This window comes from Nonomuraea sp. CA-218870 (genome assembly GCF_050936535.1).
Classification (GTDB): Bacteria; Actinomycetota; Actinomycetes; order Streptosporangiales; family Streptosporangiaceae; genus Nonomuraea; species Nonomuraea corallina.
The window spans coordinates 1,092,558-1,111,405 of sequence record NZ_JBNJMN010000001.1; the positions used below are offsets into that span (position 1 = coordinate 1,092,558).

19 protein-coding genes are annotated in these 18,848 nt (G+C 70.7%); 11 read left to right on the top strand and 8 right to left on the bottom strand.

Translation table 11 applies throughout. The features are described from left to right. Position 1: 1 nt before the first annotated feature. From ACQEUU_RS05535 to ACQEUU_RS05560, 6 genes are all read left to right on the top strand, one after another. Complete coding sequence (locus ACQEUU_RS05535) at positions 2-1,021, top strand: NAD-dependent epimerase/dehydratase family protein (protein WP_433061156.1); 1,020 nt, start codon at positions 2-4, stop codon at positions 1,019-1,021. Further along, positions 1,018-2,280, top strand: coding sequence for a DUF4910 domain-containing protein (locus ACQEUU_RS05540; protein ID WP_433061158.1), 1,263 nt, complete (start codon positions 1,018-1,020; stop codon positions 2,278-2,280). Before ACQEUU_RS05535 ends, ACQEUU_RS05540 begins: the two co-directional genes overlap by 4 nt. Next, complete coding sequence (locus ACQEUU_RS05545; RefSeq protein WP_433061160.1) at positions 2,280-3,236, top strand: hypothetical protein; 957 nt, start codon at positions 2,280-2,282, stop codon at positions 3,234-3,236. The genes ACQEUU_RS05540 and ACQEUU_RS05545 overlap by 1 nt, the downstream gene beginning before the upstream one ends. Further along, positions 3,233-4,681 (top strand): oligosaccharide flippase family protein, encoded by a 1,449-nt coding sequence (locus ACQEUU_RS05550; RefSeq protein WP_433061163.1) that lies wholly within the window; start codon positions 3,233-3,235, stop codon positions 4,679-4,681. The genes ACQEUU_RS05545 and ACQEUU_RS05550 overlap by 4 nt, the downstream gene beginning before the upstream one ends. Next, on the top strand, positions 4,668-5,543 hold the full coding sequence (locus tag ACQEUU_RS05555; protein WP_433061166.1) for a glycosyltransferase family 2 protein: 876 nt from the start codon (positions 4,668-4,670) through the stop codon (positions 5,541-5,543). The genes ACQEUU_RS05550 and ACQEUU_RS05555 overlap by 14 nt, the downstream gene beginning before the upstream one ends. Before the next feature lie 61 nt (positions 5,544-5,604). Next, a complete protein-coding gene (locus tag ACQEUU_RS05560; protein WP_433061169.1) occupies positions 5,605-6,573 on the top strand; it encodes a hypothetical protein in 969 nt (322 codons plus the stop codon). Here ACQEUU_RS05560 and ACQEUU_RS05565 read toward each other — a convergent pair. The 4 genes from ACQEUU_RS05565 to ACQEUU_RS05580 all read right to left on the bottom strand — a co-directional run bounded on the left by ACQEUU_RS05565 (position 6,552) and on the right by ACQEUU_RS05580 (position 10,378). Then, on the bottom strand, positions 6,552-7,424 hold the full coding sequence (locus ACQEUU_RS05565; protein ID WP_433061171.1) for a DUF6492 family protein: 873 nt from the start codon (positions 7,422-7,424) through the stop codon (positions 6,552-6,554). The two genes, ACQEUU_RS05560 and ACQEUU_RS05565, sit on opposite strands and share 22 nt — an antisense overlap. Then, complete coding sequence (locus ACQEUU_RS05570) at positions 7,421-8,305, bottom strand: DUF6492 family protein (RefSeq protein WP_433061174.1); 885 nt, start codon at positions 8,303-8,305, stop codon at positions 7,421-7,423. The genes ACQEUU_RS05565 and ACQEUU_RS05570 overlap by 4 nt, the downstream gene beginning before the upstream one ends. 548 nt (positions 8,306-8,853) lie before the next feature. After that, entirely contained in the window at positions 8,854-9,420 is a 567-nt protein-coding gene (locus tag ACQEUU_RS05575) for a hypothetical protein (RefSeq protein WP_433061177.1), read from the bottom strand. Between the two features lie 472 nt (positions 9,421-9,892). Beyond that, on the bottom strand, positions 9,893-10,378 hold the full coding sequence (locus tag ACQEUU_RS05580; RefSeq protein ID WP_433061180.1) for an ATP-binding protein: 486 nt from the start codon (positions 10,376-10,378) through the stop codon (positions 9,893-9,895). A gap of 281 nt (positions 10,379-10,659) precedes the next feature. On the opposite strand from ACQEUU_RS05580, the gene ACQEUU_RS05585 reads away from it, so the two are divergent. From ACQEUU_RS05585 to ACQEUU_RS05600, 4 genes are all read left to right on the top strand, one after another. After that, a complete protein-coding gene (locus tag ACQEUU_RS05585) occupies positions 10,660-11,490 on the top strand; it encodes a helix-turn-helix domain-containing protein (protein ID WP_433061183.1) in 831 nt (276 codons plus the stop codon). Continuing rightward, positions 11,472-11,696 carry a DUF397 domain-containing protein gene (locus tag ACQEUU_RS05590; RefSeq protein ID WP_433061186.1) on the top strand — a complete coding sequence of 75 codons (225 nt, stop codon included), beginning with the start codon at positions 11,472-11,474 and terminating at the stop codon, positions 11,694-11,696. The genes ACQEUU_RS05585 and ACQEUU_RS05590 overlap by 19 nt, the downstream gene beginning before the upstream one ends. Before the next feature lie 327 nt (positions 11,697-12,023). Beyond that, on the top strand, positions 12,024-12,731 hold the full coding sequence (locus ACQEUU_RS05595; RefSeq protein ID WP_433061188.1) for a hypothetical protein: 708 nt from the start codon (positions 12,024-12,026) through the stop codon (positions 12,729-12,731). Further along, positions 12,728-14,053, top strand: a complete 1,326-nt coding sequence (locus tag ACQEUU_RS05600) for an O-antigen ligase family protein (RefSeq protein ID WP_433061190.1) — start codon at positions 12,728-12,730, stop codon at positions 14,051-14,053. Before ACQEUU_RS05595 ends, ACQEUU_RS05600 begins: the two co-directional genes overlap by 4 nt. Here ACQEUU_RS05600 and ACQEUU_RS05605 read toward each other — a convergent pair. Together ACQEUU_RS05605 and ACQEUU_RS05610 are read right to left on the bottom strand one after the other, a co-directional pair. Then, positions 14,002-14,925 (bottom strand): hypothetical protein, encoded by a 924-nt coding sequence (locus tag ACQEUU_RS05605; RefSeq protein WP_433061193.1) that lies wholly within the window; start codon positions 14,923-14,925, stop codon positions 14,002-14,004. The genes ACQEUU_RS05600 and ACQEUU_RS05605 overlap by 52 nt on opposite strands. A 12-nt stretch (positions 14,926-14,937) precedes the next feature. Then, positions 14,938-15,480, bottom strand: coding sequence for a dTDP-4-dehydrorhamnose 3,5-epimerase family protein (locus ACQEUU_RS05610; RefSeq protein ID WP_433071745.1), 543 nt, complete (start codon positions 15,478-15,480; stop codon positions 14,938-14,940). Positions 15,481-15,512: 32 nt separating this feature from the next. Here ACQEUU_RS05610 and ACQEUU_RS05615 point away from each other — a divergent pair, with 32 nt between their 5' ends. Beyond that, a complete protein-coding gene (locus ACQEUU_RS05615; RefSeq protein ID WP_433061195.1) occupies positions 15,513-16,340 on the top strand; it encodes a glycosyltransferase in 828 nt (275 codons plus the stop codon). An 11-nt stretch (positions 16,341-16,351) separates the two neighbouring features. Here the strand turns inward: ACQEUU_RS05615 and ACQEUU_RS05620 are convergent, their stop codons facing one another. Continuing rightward, the gene (locus ACQEUU_RS05620) at positions 16,352-17,536 is read right to left on the bottom strand and encodes a glycosyltransferase family 4 protein (RefSeq protein ID WP_433061198.1); all 1,185 of its coding nucleotides are present in this window, start codon (positions 17,534-17,536) and stop codon (positions 16,352-16,354) included. After that, a complete protein-coding gene (locus ACQEUU_RS05625; RefSeq protein ID WP_433061200.1) occupies positions 17,526-18,833 on the bottom strand; it encodes a nucleotide sugar dehydrogenase in 1,308 nt (435 codons plus the stop codon). Before ACQEUU_RS05625 ends, ACQEUU_RS05620 begins: the two co-directional genes overlap by 11 nt. Positions 18,834-18,848 lie beyond the last annotated feature (15 nt).

Here is an 18,848-nt window from a genome sequence, read left to right on the forward strand (position 1 = left end):
CATGCGCGTTCTGCTCACCGGGCACCAGGGATATCTGGGCACCGTCATGGCGCCCGTGCTGGCCGGGGCCGGGCACGAGGTCACCGGGCTCGACTCCGGGCTGTTCGCCGACTGCGTGCTCGGGCCGCCGCCCGCCGATCCGCCCGGTCACCCGGTGGACGTGCGCGACGTGACCGCCGGGCTGCTCGACGGCTTCGACGCCGTGGTCCACCTGGCCGCGCTGTCGAACGACCCGCTGGGCGCGCTCGCCCCCGAGCTGACCTACGCGATCAACCACGCGGCCTCCGTCCGGCTGGCCAGGCTGGCGCGGGACGCCGGCGTGCGCCGCTTCCTGTACGCCTCCACCTGCTCGGTGTACGGGGCCTCGGGCGGGGACGAGCTGCTGGACGAGGACGCGCCGCTGCGGCCGGTGACCCCGTACGCCGAGTCCAAGGTCCGGGTGGAGGACGACCTGGCGGAGCTGGCCGACGGCGACTTCTCGCCGGTCTACCTGCGCAACGCCACCGCGTTCGGGTTCTCGCCCCGGCTGCGGGCCGACATCGTGCTGAACAACCTGGTCGCGCACGCCCACCTGACCGGCACCGTACGGGTGCTGTCGGACGGCACGCCGTGGCGGCCGCTGGCGCACGCGGCCGACATCGCCGAGGCGTTCGCCGCCGCGCTGGCCGCGCCGCGCGACGCCGTGCACGACCGGGCGTTCAACGTCGGCTGGGAGCAGAACAACCTCACCGTGGCCGAGATCGCCGGGCACGTGGTGGAGGCGGTGCCCGGGGCCGAGCTGCTCATCACCGGGGAGAGCGGGGCGGACCCGCGCTCGTACCGGGTGGACTTCTCCCGCATCAGGGCCGCGCTGCCCGGCTTCCACGCCCGGTGGACGGTCAAGGCGGGGGCGGTCGAGCTGGCCGACGCCTACCGGGAGCACGGGCTGACGGCGGACGGGTTCGAGCGGCGCTTCACCCGGCTGGCCAGGCTCGCCGACCGCCGCGCGGCCGGCACCGTCACCCCGGAGCTGCGCGCGTGACCGGTGAGGAGATGCACGCGCTGGTGGAGCGGCTCTACCCGATCTGCCGCTCCATCACCGGCGACGGCGTGCGGCGCACGCTGGAGATCGTCGGCGAGCACCTGCCGCTCGACGTGCGCGAGGTGCCCACCGGGACGCCGGTGCTGGACTGGACCGTGCCCAAGGAGTGGAACATCCGCGACGCGTACGTCAAGGACCCCTCCGGGGCCAGGGTGATCGACTTCCGCCGGCTCAACCTGCACGTGGTGGGCTACAGCGTCCCCGTGCGCGGCACGTACACGCTGGAGGAGCTGCGGCCGCGGCTGCACACGCTGCCCGACCAGCCGGAGCTGGTGCCGTACCGGACCAGCTACTACAGCGAGACGTGGGGGTTCTGCCTCAGCCAGAAGACGCTCGACGGGCTCGGCGAGGGGCCGTACGAGGTGATGGTCGACTCGACGCTGGCCGACGGGCACCTCACCTACGGCGAGCACGTCGTGCGCGGCACGAGCGAGGACGAGGTGCTGATCTCCTGCCACGTGTGCCACCCGTCGCTGGCCAACGACAACCTGGCCGGGATCGCGGTGGCGGTCGCGCTCGCCGCCCGGCTGGAGTCGCCGCGGCTGACGTACCGGTTCGTGTTCGCGCCCGGCACGATCGGCGCGATCACCTGGCTGGCCCGCAACCGCGACCGGCTCGGCCGGATCAGGGCCGGGCTGACGCTCGCCTGCGCCGGCGACCCCGGCCCGCTCACCTACAAGCGCAGCAGGCGCGGCGACGCCGGCATCGACCGGGTGATGGCCCACGTGCTCGCCGGCCGGCCGCACACGGTCCTGGACTTCTCCCCGTACGGGTACGACGAGCGACAGTACTGCTCGCCCGGCTTCGACCTGCCCGTCGGCGGCCTCACCAGGACCCCGTACGCGGGCTACCCCGAGTACCACACCTCCGGCGACCACCCCGGCTTCGTCACCGCCGAGGCCATGACCGGGACGCTGGAGACCCTGTGGCAGGCGGTGCGCGTGCTGGAACGCGACGGCCGCTACCGCAACCTCAGCCCGTACGGCGAGCCGCAGCTCGGCAGGCGCGGCCTGTACGGATCTCTCGGCGGGCGCAGTGACACGCGAGAGGCGCAGCTGGCGATGTTATGGGTGCTGAACCAGTCCGACGGCGGCCCCAGCCTGCTGGACGTCGCGGACCGGTCAGGCCTGCCCTTCGACGCGGTCGCCGACGCCGCGGCCGCGCTCGAAGGCGCCGGGCTGCTCGAACGGGAGGACTGATGGAGCTGCGTGTGGGGGACCTGGTGGAGGTCCGCGGCGAGGAGGAGATCCTCGCCACGCTGGACGAGCGGGGCGAGCTGGAGAGCCTGCCGTTCATGCCGGAGATGACGCGCTACTGCGGGCAGCGGCTGACCGTGCACAAGGTGGCGCACAAGCTCTGCGACACGATCAGCCGCAGCGGCATGCGCCGGATGGAGCGCGCCGTCCACCTCACCGGCGCCCGCTGCGACGGGGACGCGCACGGCGGCTGCCAGACCGCCTGCTCCCTCTACTGGAAGGAGGCCTGGCTCAGGAAGGTCGAGCCGGGCGACGCTCCCGGGCCTGCCGCGCCGTCGCCGCGGCTGCTGCCGCTGCTCCAGGTCAACACCCGCAAGGGCGCGGACGCGTACTCCTGTCAGGCCACCGAGCTGCTCAGGGCCGCACCCACCTGCCTGCCGTTCCGCGACCTCGGCCAGTACGTCACCGACGTGCGCAGCGGGAACGCCGGGATGCCCGCGGTGGCGCGGGCGTTCCTGGTCGGGCTGTTCAACCGGTTCCAGGAGGCGAGCAAGAAGGTCCTGCCGCGCCGGCTGTGGATCAGGCGCGGGCTGCGCTGGGGGTTCGTCGAGGGGCGGGCCGGCCGGACCACGCCCACCGGCAAGCTCGACCTCCAGCCGGGCGAGCTGGTCAGGATCAGGCCCAAGGACGACATCCTGGCCACGCTCAACGACGACCTGCTCAACCGCGGGCTCGGCTTCGAGGAGGAGATGGCCCGCCACTGCGGCCGCACCGCCCGCGTGCGCGCCAGGGTGGAACGCTGCCTGGACGAGAAGACCGGGCGGATGCTGCACATGAAGAGCCCCTGCATCATCCTCGACGACCTCGTGTGCGAAGGGGTCTACAACGCGAACTGCCCGCGCGAGTTCGTCCCCTTCTGGCGGGAGATCTGGCTGGAGAGGGTCGAGGACGGTACGTGAGCGACGTCGGCGAGGTCGGGCGCAAAGCGGGCCGCGGCCTGCGCTGGAGCCTGCTCGGCAACGTGGTCATGAAGGCCGGCTCGTTCGCGATGAGCCTGGTCCTGGCCCGGCTGCTGACGAACGACGACTTCGGCGTGTTCGCCATCGCGCTGGCGGCCAGCCAGTTCGTCATCCACGTCAACGACGCCGGGGTCATCGCCGCCACCGTGCAGTGGCGCGGCAGGCTGGAGGAGATCGCGCCGACCGCGACCGTCGTCGCCATCGCCTCCAGCCTCACCCTGTACGGGCTGTTCTGGGTGATCGCGCCCTTCTACGCGAGCTTCGCCGGCAACGAGGACGCCACCTGGGTGATCCGCATCCTCATGGCCACCAACGTCGTCTACGGGCTGACGGCGGTGCGCAGCGCCGCCCTGATGCGCCGCTTCGAGCAGGACAAGCTGGCCTGGGCCAACCTGGCCGGGTTCGGCGCCAACGCGGCCGTCTCCATCACCCTGGCCGCGGACGGCGCCGGGGCCTACAGCTTCGCCTGGGGGCAGCTCAGCGGGGCCGCGCTCACCGGCGTGCTGGTGCTGGTGCTCGCCCGGGTGCGGATCGCGTTCGGCTTCGACCGGGTGCTGGCCGCCCGGCTGCTCCGCTTCGGGCTGCCGCTCTGCGTCGGGCTCGGCATCGAGGGGCTGCTGCTCAACGTCGACGTGGTGATCGTCGGGGACACGCTCGGCACCGCCCAGCTCGGCTTCTACCTGCTCGCCTACAACATCGCGGCCTGGGTGCCGGGGATCATCGGCACCGCCCTGCGGTACGTGGCGCTGCCCAGCTTCTCGCGGCTGGCCGAGGAAGGGCCGGCCGCGATCCAGGAGGGGGTGCGGCGGGCGGTCCCGCTGCTGGGCTGCCTCGTGCTGCCGATCGCGGCGGTCATGTGCGTGCTCGCGCCCGCGCTGGTGGAGTTCCTGTACGAGCCGCGCTGGCTGCCCTCGGCCCAGGTGCTGCGGTTCCTGGCGATCGTGATGGCCGTGCGGATGCTCAGCCTGCTGATCACCGACATCCTGGCCGGGCTCGGCATCACCAGGGCGACCCTGTGGGTGAACGTGTGCTGGGCGCTCGCGCTGGTGCCCGCCCTGCTCGTCGGCGCTCGTACGGGCGGGATCCAGGGGGCCGCGACGGCGCACGCGGTGGTCGCGGTGGTGCTGGCGCTGCCGCTGCTGGCGTTCGCGCTGCGCCGGGCCGGGGTGCCCGTGGGGCTGTTCGCCGCCGGGCTGGCCAGGCCGTTGCTCGGCGCCGTTCTCGCCGGGGTGGCCATGGCCGGGCTCGCCACCGTGGTCGACGGGGCGTTCCTGGAGCTGTGCGTCGCCGGCGGGGCCGGTCTGCTGCTGTTCGTGCTCGTCGCGGTGCCGCGCGCCGCGCTCCTGCATCTCGTACGCGGAGGGAGGGCCCATGTCGGCCGCTGATCTGGTCTCGATCGCGCTGCCGGTGCGCAACGGCGCCGATCGGCTGGAGGGGGTGATCGGGTCGGTGCTCGCCCAGGACCACCAGAACCTGGAGCTGGTCATCTCCGACAACGCCTCCACCGACGGCACCGAGGAGCTCTGCCGTGACCTGGCCGCCTCCGACTCCCGGATCGTCTACCACCGGCATCCGGAGAACGTCGGCCTGCTCAACAACTTCGTGCACGCCGCCCACGTCTCGCGCGGCGCGTACGTGCGCTGGATCGGCGACGACGACCGGCTCGACCCGCCCTGCGTCTCCCGGGGGCTGGCCGCGTTCGCCGCGGACGAGCGGATCGTGCTGGTCACCACCCAGGTCGCCTACACCGGCCCGGACGGCGTGCCGCGCACCGCCGCCTACGACGGCACCGCGCTGTCCTCCGGCGACCCGGTGGCCCGCTTCGCCGAGCTGCTCAGGTTGCTGAACGAGAGCCACCTACTGATCGACCCGCTGTACGGGATGCTGCGCCGCTCGGTGGCCACCGGCATCCCGCGCCGCAACATGCTGCGCGAGGACGAGGTGTTCGCCGCCAAGCTGGCGCTGGCCGGGCCGTGGGCGCACGTGCCGGAGGTGCTGGCGCACCGCAACTGGCGGGTGGAGCGCATCTCGGGCGTGGCCAGGCGGCTCGGCGTGCCCGCCTGGCAGTCGCACCTGGCCAACACGCTGCAGTGCCGGGAGCTGCTGTCCTGGCTGGGCCGGGCGGGCCTCACCGAGGACCAGCGGCGGCGGGCGCGCGTGGAGGTGCTCAGGATGTACGCGCGACGGCAGCGGCGGACGGTGACGCACCGGGGCCGCAAGCTGCTCTCCCTCGCCCGCCTGGTGTAACACGCCGAATGAACCGTGCGATTTCCTCTTTGTACCGTTATATGCGACGGGGGCGGATGTAGTGGGCTTTTGGAAGACCGTTGTCGGCCTGGCCCTGAGGAAGTCCGTCGGGCCCCCGGTCGTGGTGGCGGCCGTCCTGCTGGCCCTGGCCGGCTGGCTCCTGGTCCCGAACCGGTACGTGTCGACCGCGTCCATGGTGCTCACCGTGCCCGCCAGCGGCGGCACGCTGGAGACCCTGCCCGAGTCCAAGCCGGGGCTGACCAACCCGCTGCTGCAGTTCAACGACGCGCTCCGGACCACCGCCGGCATCCTCATCCTGGCCACGAACACGCCCGAGGTCGCGGCCTCACTCGGGGTCGCCGAGGGCGGGCCGACCTCCCTCACGATCAACGACGGGCGCACCAACCCCGACCTGCTGGGCATCAGCACCAACGGGCCGTTCGTGTACGTCGAGGTGGAGAGCACCTCGCCCCGGGTGGTCAGGGAGGTCATGGCCAAGGCGCAGCAGCGGGTCAAGCTGGAGCTGGCCGAGCGGCAGGTCGCCCTGGACGCGCCGATCAGCACGCACATCGGCATCCTCGACGTCATGCCCGCCTCCGTGCCCAAGCCCATCGTCCAGGACCGCCTGATGGCCGCCGCCGGCGGCGCCTTCGCCGGCGTCACCCTCGGCCTGGCCCTGGCCTTCGCGCTCACCCGGCTCGGCGTCCCCTCCCGCCTCCGCCTGCAGGCCCCAGAGGGCTCCGCGGGCACGCTCGCGGCGGTAGGCGTCGCCTCTCCTGAGGGTTCCGCGGCCCCCGGAAGCGGTGACTCCGCCGGCGACGGAATCGGGGCGGGGGCCGAAGCGCCGCCGCGCCGCAACGGAACGCCCCCTGAACGGACCACCCTCCCGGCCTTCCCCCTGACGGTGGCGGAGCTGGAGGCCGGAGGAGACCAGGACGTCGGCGACACCCAGCAGTTCCGGGTCGTCGGCGGGGACACCGGGCCGATCGAGGTGGTGACCCGCGAAGGTCAGCCCGACTCCACCACCTGAGCGCACCGCCGGATCGCCGCCAGCCTGGACTCCATGGGCGTGTTCGACTTGGCGGAGAGCATCATCCCCACCGCGTCCGGCCCCAGCCGGTCGGCGAAGGCCACCGCCGTCGCCTCGTCCCACGGCTCGTGGTGGTAGCTCAGATGGCAGATCGTCGTGTTCACCGGCGGCGCCGCCTTCAGCACCTCGTCCACGAAGACCCCGTACAGGATGAACTCGGAGATGTGCAGCCGGGAGTTGAAGGCGTCCAGCCAGTCCCGTCCCGTCACCTCGGTGATGCGCCGCTGCATGGCGCGCACGATCTGCGGGTCCCAGAACGTCAGCGCGGTCACGTAGTCGGGCAGCGGAGGCGGCGGCGGTGGCGGCAGCCCGAGCAGCTCACGCGCGACGTGGTGCCAGAGCACGTGCCGCTCCATCGAGGCGGTGACGCCGTCTTCGAGGCGGTACAGGCACAGCCGGCCGTCCCGGGTGAACGACGTCGCGTCGGTCGGCCGTACCAGCACCGCGTCGGAGTCGACGATGAGCATGGCGTCGGCGTCGATCAGCCCGGCGGCGGCGATCTTGACGGTCTGCTGCATCACCCAGCCGCGCAGAGGCGGCCACGGGCGGCGGGAGTTGACGTACACGTCCGTGCCGGGCACCCGCAGGTAGCGGCGGGGCAGCAGTTCGGAGCGGACCCACACGTGGCAGCGCGGCCCCTGGTACGGGGCGAACAGCTCCTTGTCGCCGGGCGGCACGAACACGTGGTGGATGGTGTCCTCGGAGGTGTGCTCCAGCACCGACCGGTGCAGGAGGGCGAACAGTTCGGCGTCTTGGGCGTAGGACGGCGTGATGACCGCCAGCTTGCTCAAGGGGGGCTCCCATCGAGTCCGGTGACCTGGGCGCAGCGCTGGATGGCGGCCAGACGCGCCGCCACGGGGGTCCGCGACTTGGCGGAGATCATCATGCCGATCGCCCGGGGTCCCAGCCGTTCGGCGAAGGCCACTGCGCCGGCGTGGTCGAGCGGGGTGCGGTCCCACCGGCTGTGGCAGATCGCGGTGTCGCCCGGCGGCGGCGTCTTCAGCACCTCGTCGACGAAGACCCCGTACACGATGAACTCCGACACCCGCAGGTGGGCGGTGAAGGCGCCCAGCCAGTCGCGGCCGGTGGTCTCCTCGATCCGCGCGATCATGGCGCGCACCACGGCCGGGTCCCAGCAGGCCAGCGAGCTGACGTAGTCGGGCAGCGGCGGGGTGGCGGTGCCGGGCAGACCGAGCAGGTCACGGGCGGCGCGGTGCCAGGTGACGTGCTCGGGCATGCCGTCGTGCACGGCGCCGTCGGCCCGGTACAGGACGGTCTGGCCGTCGCGGACGAAGTGCTCGGCCCCGGCGTCGCGGACCAGGACCACGTCGGAGTCGGCGACCAGCACCACCCGCGCGTCCAGCCGTGCCGTCACGGCGATCTTCGCCGCCTGCTGGACGACCCAGCCGCGCAGCGGCGGCCACGGCCGCGCCGGGTCGATCCAGAGCGCGGTGCCGGGCAGGTGGGTGATGCGGCGGGGGAGTATCTCCGGGTACGTCCACACCCGGCAGCGCGGCCCCGCGTACCCGGCGAACAGGGCGCGGTCCGAGGCGGGCACGACCACGTGGTGGACGGTGCCGCCGGAGGTGTGCTCCAGGACCGAGCGGTGCAGGTGAGCGAAGAGGTCGGCGTCGGGCCGGTAGGTGGGCGTGACGACGGCCAACTCGCTCATGAAGACCTCTCCAGCCCCCCGTGAAACGCCCCTCTTATCCATATCGCGGGGGTTTGTGGGGCGTTACAGGGACGGCGTTGGCCGACGCCACCACAGTGAGGTGATCCCAGCGAGTTTCCGGTAGCCAGTTGTGCTCTGGGTGAGGACAAGGGCGGCACGACAGCGTAGGCCGCGCACTCATCCCACCCGGCTACTCCCGCAGGGAACCCCGTGATCGTGACCGTCAGGGATGTGCGGGGTGATGTCGGTGTCCGGGTCGTACAAATCGTCAACGGACAGTCGATCCCGGCCGAGCGGCCTTTTCCCCCTGAACCCCGAAACGACCTCTGGACCAGAACCGTCCACCAGGTCGGCCGGCCCCGCAACCGCAACCCCGAACACCGCCACCGCATCTACCCCCGCTCTGCGCCAACAGGCCCAAATGATCTATCTGAACGACATTGGCGCGGGACGGGCTGCTCGACTTCATGAAGAATGGTCCGCTCGGCCACATCCCCAGGCGGGGTATCGAGTCAGGACGCCCCGGACATTGGAACTCCTGCAGATGATCAGTCCATCGAAACGACCCGGGGCCAGCCGTTGAGCTGGGGAAACTGCCGCAGGAAACGCTCGCACCGATCGACGAAATTCCCTCCGCCCCCTTTTAGTCCATACTCGGCAATGAACGACTCGAAATCATCGAAATCAGATGGCATCAACTTGATCTCATCCTGGACCACTCTACCCGCGCTCGCGATCGCCACCCCCAAGGCCACGGAGAGCGATACCACGACTCCGACTACGGTCCTGGTAGGACTTACGATGGCTTCGATTGCCGGCAGCGCTCCCTCGTCATCGAACTCTAGGAACCATGGGTTGTCGAATATGTGCAACCATGCTTGATCCCGATGGCCGGCTATTTCCACTTCGAAGAATAGTGAGCCGCCGAGGTCGTCCGTAGGCTCGCGGGGAATGCTCTCGCCGATTATTAGCGCGTGCAGCTCGTTATCATTCAGAGCTCTACCCATCGAGCGGGGAATTCCCTGCTGATATTCCCGGTCCACTACAATGGCCATGGCGGGCACAACGCTCATTTCTAGGAGAGACTTCATGGTTCGAGTCGCGATCTGCAGCACCGTAGCCAACGTTATTGGCCGGGGGAGCGACACAGTAAGATCCACTGACACGACTCCACCCTACGGTTCTCCCGCAACCGCGGCGAACCTTCGGCATGCGACTTTTAACTTCGATTCGTCAGCGTGAAGGGCGTCAATACTCGGTTCCTGCAGAACGGCTGTCCCAAGATCGGTAACGTGAAGATGGTGGGGCGGGGCGGACAGGTCGCGATGTGATCACATACCGCGTGTTGCTCCCAGAATGAGACGAAGCTCCAGCTAGCAAGGGTCTTCCTGCAGATCTTCGCGCGTGGAGCTTCGTCGTGGCCAAGTGTGCATCCAGCAGGTCACCGCAGTCGTCGGCGAGCGGGACACAGGTGATGGGGTCAGCGGTCACGGGCAGCGGGGCTCGCCCAGGCGATCCGTTCATGTTCCTCCTAGACAGGAGCCACGTGCAGGCCGTGATATTCCTCCAACAGGGTGGATGCCCCGCTCATCGCCGGCCGGCCGTACGAGGCAGCGCGAACCAGGTCGCCTTGCCCGCCAGCCCAGGGCACGTGGCGAACCCCTGCGGATCGCAGCCGTACAGCCCGGCCGACAGCTCTGCCACGATCAGCAGCCCCCGCCCGTGCTCGGCTTGGGCATCCGCACCCCGGCGCACCGGGAGGACGGCTCCGGCATCGACCACCATGCACACCACTTCGACCGGATCGACCCGTACCACCAGCTCGTACGGCGCGTCGCCGTACAGAACCGCGTTCGTGACCAGCTCGCTGACCATCAGCACGGCGTCGTCAACCAGATCCCGCCCCAGACCGACCAGCAGGAGCGCGCGCCGGACGAGGTCACGGGCATCACCGACCGCACGGGCGTCATCCCGAAGCCGCCAGACCATGCTCCGCCCGGCAGAGCTTGAACGCTCCGCCACCGCAGCGGCCTTCGCCGATTGCGCGGCTCCCGGCACGGTCTCGCCGAACAAGGAAGCTTTTCCGTACATTTTGATCCTTTTCTATGGAATGTCGATTTGCTCCCGCTCTAGTCATGTCATCAAGTTTCCGTCTGCAGCGTTGTCCTGTCCATTTCCTGTCATGGTTAGAGATCGGGCGGAAGCCTTTGACTTTCAGTCTGCCCAGGTGAAGACTTATCTTGTAGAAGAAATCAGTGCACAATCGAGTCCCAAAAACCTCCTTCAAATGGGGCTCGTCGTCAACATCTGTCAGCACCCGTCAAGATGCCGGGGAGACAGGTGAGGGGATGGTCATGGGCAACGACCTTGATCCGCGTCTAACACCAGTTCAACGCTTCGGCAGAGAGCTAGCCCGCACACGTCGCGAGCACGAACTGACACAGTCAGCTCTTGGCAAGCGCTTGGACTGCTCGTCATCCCTCGTCGCACATATCGAAAAAGGGGATCGCAAGCCGAAACCGGATTTCGCCGCGGGCTGTGACCAGGTGTTCAGGACAGGCGACCGCTTCGCCCGCCTGTGCCGCAGCATCACATCTCCGTCCGGTCCAGGCTGGTACCTCCGATGGACGGACGAGATCGAGCCCTCGGCCCGTGTTCTCAGAAGCTGGGATCCCCTCCTGATCCCTGGCCTGCTCCAGTCCGAGGACTACGCCAGGGCAGTCTTTCGGGGCGGTCTCGCGGGGATCTCAGACCGAAGCGTTGAGGATGGCGTCAGCGCTCGCATGCACCGCCAGCTCATCCTCGACACCGAAGCACCGCCCACACTGTGGGTCCTCGTTGATGAGTTGGTGCTTCGTCGCCCTGTCGGGGGTCCGCTCGTCATGGCCGCGCAACTGGAGCATCTCCTTGCCGTTGCCGACCGCCCCTACATCACGGTGCAAGTCGTCCCCTTCGACACTCCGTGTACTACCGGCCTGCTGTCCAGCTTCATCATCGCTGAGCTACCGGACAGCCCCACGGCTGTATCGGTGGACTCCGCAGGTAGAGGCGAGGTATCAGCTGAACACGACTTCGTTGCGCTGATCTGGGATAGATATGACAAACTACGAGCAGAGGCTTACCGTCCCGGACAGTCTCTAGAGATGATCGAGGAAGCCCGAGACCAATGGAAGCTCAAGACCTGATCCATGCGGACCTCCAGCGGGCGGCATGGAGGAAGAGTTCCCACAGCGGCGACAACGGCGGAAACTGCGTCGAGATCGCCAGCAATATCCCCGGAATCATCGCCGTGCGTGACAGCAAGAACCCGAACGGCCCCGCGCTCGTCTTCACTCCGCGCGAGTGGCGAGCCTTCCTCAGCGGTGTCAAGCTCGGCGAGTTCGACGCATAGTCTGACGACAGCGAGACTTCCGTCATCCCCTTTGAGGGATATGGGCCGCTTTCATATCGCATTCGCGAGCGCCTGACTGTTTCCGGTGGTCAGGCGCTTGTTATGTCATCGACCGAGGGCCCGAACATAGGTCGAGACGTGAGCGGTCAAGCTGCCAGAGCCAGGAATGGTCGTGGACGAACTCACAATCGGCTGCTGGAGGACCCACCGCACGCAGGCGGGTGCGATGAGTCAGGGCATAACACCCGGTAACAGGACAGATGCTCGTGTAACGCTCCACCCCTGTGCGCCCGACATCCATGGGGCGGCACTCGTACGGGAGGGCGTGTGGACTTCTGGGGGACCATCCTCGTCCTGATCAGACGCTGGTACGTGGCCCTGCCGGCCTTTCTGCTGGCCCTCGGCGGCGCCTTCTACGCGTACAGCACGATCCCGGTCACCTACACCACCACCGCCGTGCTCGTGCTGACCGCGCCGACCAGCGGCGGGATCCTGCCGCCCGACCCCGACCAGCCCGTGCCGGAGGTCAACCCGCTGCTGAACTTCGACCACGGGCTGGACGTGGCCGCCTCCATGCTGATCAGCGTCATGAGCACGCCGGACATGGTGGCCGACATGGGCACCGCAGAAGGCGACACCGAGTACGCGGTCACCAACGGCACCAACAACCTGGAGTCGCTGGCGACCGGGCCGCTGGTGTTCGTCGAGGGGGAGAGCCGCACGCCGGAGGCGTCCGCGGCCATCGTCCGGCAGGTGATCGAGCGGGTCAGGCAGGAACTCGACGTGCGGCAGCGGCAGGTGCACGCGCCGCCGGAGACGTACATCACGATCAGCGAGGCGGTGCCGCCGACCACGCCCGCGCCGCAACAGGGCAGGAAGCTCCGCTCGGCGGCGACGGCCCTCGGCCTCGGCGTGATCGCCGCCCTGACGGCGGCCTTCGCGGCGGAGAGCCTCGCGGCCCCGCTCCGCCGCCGCCGTCCCGGCCCCCAGCCCGAGGAGAGGGAACTGGTCACCGCCGAGAAGGCAGGACCGTGACGGAGCCACCGCCCCGGGCGGATGGGGCGACGGTGGCGGCGGTGTTCGCCTTTGTGCTGCTCGTGGTGCCCGCGCGGCTGGTGCTGAAGTACCTGCCGCTGTCGCTCACGCCCGCGAACGTGGTCAGCCTGGTCGCCGCGCTGCTGTGGCTGTGCGCGCAGCTGACGCTCGCGCTGGGGGCGGCCAAGGGGCGCAACCCCGTACGTACCGCGCTGTTCGCGTATTTCACCGCCATGCTCGCCACGTACGGCTTCGCCACGTACGGCCCGATGGAGTCGGACGAGCTCAACCTGGCCGACCATTCGTTCGTGCTCGTGGTGGCGATCGTCGGGCTGGCGTTGACCGTCTGCGACGGGGTGCGCGGGCTGCGGCGGCTGGACTTCGTGCTGAAGACGCTCGTCGTGGCCGGCGCGGTGATCGCGGTGATCGGCGCGCTCCAGTTCCTGTTCTCGATCGACCTCACCCGGTTCATGGAGCTGCCGATCCTGCGCTACACGACCGAGGGCGACGCGTTCGTGCTGGAGCGGGCCGACCTGCGCAGGGTGGCCGCCACCACCGGGCATCCGATCGAGTTCGGCGTCACCTGCGCGATGCTGCTGCCGCTGGCCGTGCACTACGGCGTGCGGGCGCGGGCGCTCCGGGAGCCGTCGCTGCGCTGGTGGGCGTGCGCGCTGCTGATCGGGTGCGGGCTGATGTTCTCGGTGTCCCGCTCGGCGATGCTGAGCCTGGCCGTGGTGGGCGTGGTGCTGTTCGCGGGCTGGCCGGTCAGGCGGCGGCTCCAGGCGCTGCTGGCGGCGGCCGCGTTCCTGGTGGCGGTCCGCATCGCCGTGCCGGGGCTGCTGGGCACGTTCGTCGGCCTGTTCACCAATCTCGGCAACGACGAGAGCATCCAGTACCGCACCCACGACTACGCGGTCGCCGCGCAGCAGATCAGCCGCCACTTCTGGCTCGGCCGCGGGCTCGGCACCTGGTACGCGCCCAAGCACCAGATCTTCGACAACCAGTACATCCTGTCCATGGTGGAGACCGGGCTGATCGGCACGGCGGCGTTCGCCGGGCTGTTCCTGGTCGCGGGCTACGCGGCGCTGCGGTCGCGCTTCCTCAGCGCCGACCCCGTCACCCGCGACCTCGGGCTCACCGTCGCCGCCTGCCTGGTGGTGCCGCTGGCCGGGTCGTTCACGTTCGACCTGCTGTCGTTCCACACCGTGACGGGGATCTCGTTCCTCCTGGTCGGCGCGGCGGGCGCGCTGCTGCGCGCGGTGCGCGCCGATCAGCTCGCGCCCTCGCAGGCCAGCGGTCCGACGATCGAGGTGACCCGATAGCTCGCGTCGATGGTCACCAGTTCGTTCCCGGCCCAGTCGGCACGGCCGCACTCGGAGTCGACCGGGCCGTACACCCACGACTTGTCGACGAGCTTGTTGCCGCGCACGACCTGCTTGCCGCGCGCGTTGCGCACCTGGATGCTGAACGTGCCGCCCATCACGAGGTTGTTGGTGACCACGACGTCCTCGGACTCCTCGTCCACCAGGAAGATCGGCGCGGTGATGTGCTCGGCCTCGCGCTGGTCGACCGTGTTGTGGTGGAAGGTCAGGCCCTTGCCGCCCTTGTACGCCTGGATGCCGTCGGAGTGGTCGCCGGGGTTCGAGCAGAGTTTGACGTACGAGTCGCGGATCTCGACGGCGTCGCCGGAGACGCGGAAGCCGTCGCTGTGGCCCTGGACCAGCACGCGGGTGGCGGTGTACTTGTCGTGGCCGATCGCGGGCAGCGGGCCGCAGGTCGTGGTGGTGCCGACGGTGGTGTCCGTGATCGTGAACCGGAACGACCTGTCGCCGTCGGCGTTGGTGATGTGCCCGTCGACGACGCTGTTCCTGATCGTGACGTCGTCGGCGTGGACGAGCAGCGGTCCGCGGACGCGCACGCCGTCGAGCACGGCCCCGGCGGTCTGGACCTTGTACGCGACGCCTTCGGTGTTGAGCGGGACCTCGGTCAGCCGGACGCCTCTCGGCGCGCCCGTACAGGCCGGGGTGGGATGGTCGGGGCAGGAGCCGCCGGGCCTGACGATCGAGGCCGACGGGGTCGGCGCGGGCGGCGCCGCCGTCGGCCTGGGCGGCGCGGCCTGACACGCCGCCAGCACCACGACGGCCATGATCACCCATCCGGCCGGCGGGTGGTGGGGTCTGGCGCGTACGGGCATCGACGCCACCTCTCAGCCGCCGAGCCGGCGGGTCAGCTCGGCCCAGGAGCCCGCGCGCAGGTCGCGCTCGCTCACCTCGGTCACCGGCAGGGGCCACGCTACCTTCAGATCCGGATCGTCGTAGCGGACCGCGAGATCCTCCGCCGGGTCGTGCTCGCGGTCGATCCGGTAGCAGGTGTCGGCGGGCTCCGTCAGCGCCTGGAAGCCGTGCAGCAGGCCGGGCGGCACGTACAGGACGGTGAAGTCCTCGTCGTCCAGCCGCACCTCCATCAGCCCCCCGAACGTCGGCGAGCCCGGCCGGGCGTCCACCAGCACGTCGTGGACCGCGCCGCGGGCGCAGCGCACCAGCTTGGCCTCACCCCGCCCGCCGCGCCCGTGCAGGCCCCGCACCGTGCCGCGGACCGAGCGCGACTGGCTGTCCTGGATGAACGCCTCCGGCCGCAGCCCCGCCTCGGCGGCCACGGCGGCGTCGAACGTCCGGGTGAACAGGCCGCGCCGGTCCCGGTGCGGCGCCGGCCTGAACAACAGAACCCCGTCGATCTCGCCCGATTCCACTCTCAAGCTGTCTCCTTCCGAAAGGCGGTGTGATGAAGCCGACGGTCAGTGTGGTGATCCCGGCCCACAACGAGGCAGGCGTGATCGGGACGAACCTGGACGCGTTGCTGGCCGGGGCCGAGCCCGGCGAGTTCGACGTGATCGTGGTGGCGAACGCCTGCGCGGACGGCACGGCGCGGGCCGCGGCCCGGCCGGGGGTGCGGGTGCTGGAGACCTCGCGGCCGGGCAAGGCGGAGGCGCTGCGTCTGGGCGACGCCGCCTGCCGTGCCTTCCCGCGCGTCTACCTGGACGCGGACGTGCGGCTGGACGCGGCGTCGGTGCGCGCGCTGGCGCGGGCGGCGGCACGTCGGGGGGTGCTGGCCTGCGCGCCGCTGCCGGAGTGGGACCTGGCGGGGACGGGGCCGGTCGTCCGGCGGGTGCACCAGGTGCACGACCGGCTGATCGCGCCGTCCCGGGCGCTGGCCGGGGTCGGCGCGTACGTGCTGACCGAGGAGGGGCACCGGCGCGTGTTCCCGCTGCCTGACGTGATCTCCGACGACGGGTACGTGGACGGGTGCTTCGCCGCCGGGGAGCGGGTGGTGGTGGCCGAGGCCAGGTCGGTGGTGCGGCCGGCCCGCACGGTCCGCGCGCATCTGGCCCGCCGGGTGCGGGTGCGGCGGGGGAACCGGCAGCTCGCCCGGCTCGGCAGGCCGGCCCGCTCGCTGCGGGCCGGGGCGCTGCGCGACCTCCTCGCCGCCCGCGAGGTGAGCGTCCTGGACGCCGCCTGCTACCTGGCGGTCCTCGCCGCCGACCGCGTCCTCACGCTGGTGCGGGGCGGCCGGGCCCGCTGGGGTACGGACCCGAGCACCCGCCCCGCTTGACACGGCAGGCATCACCGGATGCCCGTGGCGGCTTCGTACGCCGTGAGCAGGGCTCGTTTCGAGTGCTCCCAGGACAGCGGCCCCGTCACCCGGCACCTGCCGATCTCGCCCATCCGCCGCCGCTCCTCCGGGTCGTCCAGCAGGCGCGCGATGAGCTTGGCGAACTCCGACTCGTCGTCGGCCGGCGCGTACAGGGCCGCCTCGCCCGCCGACACCCGCGCCTCGCGCAGCTCGAAGGAGACGATCGGCCGGGCCATCGCCATGTACTCCATGACCTTGTTCATCGTCGACACGTCGTTGAGCGGGTTGCACGGGTCGGGCGACAGGCACACGTCGGCGGTCGACAGGTAGCGCATCAGGTCCTCGTCCGGGATCCGCCCGGTGAACTCGACGACCTCGTCCAGCCCCAGCTCCCGGGAGAGCGCCACCATCGCGTCGAAGGTGTCGCCGCCGCCGACGAACACCGCGTGCCAGTCGGTCCGCCCGTGCTCGTCGCGCAGCCGCGCCAGGCTGCGCAGCGCGTAGTCGACGCCGTCCTGCGGCCCCATCACGCCCAGGTAGCAGAGCAGGTGCGGCTTGCCCCGGCGCAGCGCGGGCTCGGGCGGCACCTGGTGGAAGCGCTCCACGGCCGGCGCGCTGCGCACCACGAACACCTCCCCGGGCAGTTTGCCGCCGCGCGACAGCGCGACCTGCCGGTAGCTCTCGTTGGTGGCGATCACCACGTGCGCGGCCCGGTACGTGCGCCGCTCCAGCAGGCACACGGCCCGGTAGAGCAGGTCGCGCCCCCGGCCGAAGCGCGACAGGTACAGCTCGGGCACCAGGTCGTGCTGGTCGAACACGAACCGGGTGCCCCCGCCCCGCATGGCCAGCGCCACCAGGAAGAACAGGTCGGGCGGGTTGCATCCGTGCACCACGTCGAAGCGGCCGAGCCCGCGGGCGATGCGGAAGGTGTGCCAGAGCGCCGACCCGTACTCGCGCACGTAGCCGACCGGCCCGCCGGTGGCGGCGCGGAGCGGGTAGCGGTGGATGCGCACGCCGTCGATCACCGCCTCGGCCTCGCGGTCCTGCTTGGCGCCCATCGGGCAGATGACGTGCACCTCCCAGCCCGCCTCGCGCAGCGCGACGCTCTCCTGCCAGACGCGCCGGTCGAGCGGGACGGAGAGGTTCTCGACGAGGATGAGCGCTCTACCAGCCAATGCCCACGTAGTCCCTTCTGTCACGGCGCGCCGCGGCGCCCGGCACGCGCACGAGATCGACGATGACCTTGCCGTCCAGCCGGTCCAGCTCGTCCAGCACCGCCGCGTCGGTGGTGCCGATCACGCACACCTCGGCGTGGTCCAGCACCTCGGCCACCGAGTCGGCGAGCAGGTCGCCCAGGTGCGGCAGCCGCTCGGCGATGTAGGCCCGGTTGGCCCCCATCAGCCGCGACAGCGACACGTTGGCGTCGTGGATGCGCAGGTCGTACCCCTTGCCGAGGAGCCGCTCGGCCAGTTCCACGAGCGGGCTCTCGCGCAGGTCGTCGGTGCCCGGCTTGAACGACAGCCCGAACAGCCCGACCTTGCGCAGCCCGCGCGCGGTGACGAGGTCGAAGGCCCGCCGCAGGTGCGCCTCGTTGGCCGGCAGCACGTGCGACAGCAGCGGCACCGACACGTCCGCCTTGCGCGCCGCGTACACCAGGCCGCGCAGGTCCTTGGGCAGGCAGGAGCCGCCGAACGCGAACCCGGGCCGCAGGTAGGCGGGGCTGATGTTGAGCTTCCTGTCGGCCAGGAACACGTCCATGACCTGGTACGAGTCGACGCCGAGCGCCTGGCAGACCGCGCCCAGCTCGTTGGCGAAGCCGATCTTGACGGCGTGGAAGGCGTTGTCTGCATATTTCGTCATCTCGGCCACCGGGATCGGCACCCGGAACACCTCGCCAGGCAACCCCCCGTACAGCCCCGCCACCACGTCGCCGCTGGCCGGGTCCGACTCGCCGATCACGGTCTTCGGCGGCGCGAAGAAGTCGCGCACGCTCGTCCCCTCGCGCAGGAACTCCGGGTTGACCACCACCCCGAAGTCCGCGCCCGCGCGCAGCCCCGAGGCCAGCTCCAGGATCGGGATCAGCAGCTCGGCGCAGGTGCCCGGCAGCATGGTGCTGCGGAAGACCACGACGTGGCCGGGACGCAGCGCGCGGCCGATCTGCTCGGCGACCCGTTCCAGGTAGGTGGTCGACAGGCTGCCGTTCGGCGCGGACGGGGTGCCGACGCAGACCAGCGACAGGTCGGCGGCCTCGACCGCCGCGGCGGCGTCCGCGGTGGCGCGCAGCCTGCCCTCCCGCACCGCCCGCTCGACCAGCTCGCCGACGCGCTCCTCGACGATCGGCGCCCGGCCGCCGTTGACCAGCTCGATCTTGGCGGGGTTGACGTCCACGCCCACGACCTCGTGGCCCATCGAGGCCAGGCATGCCGCCGAGACGCACCCCACGTAGCCGAGCCCGAAGACGCTGATCCGCATGGTTTCCCCCGCCTG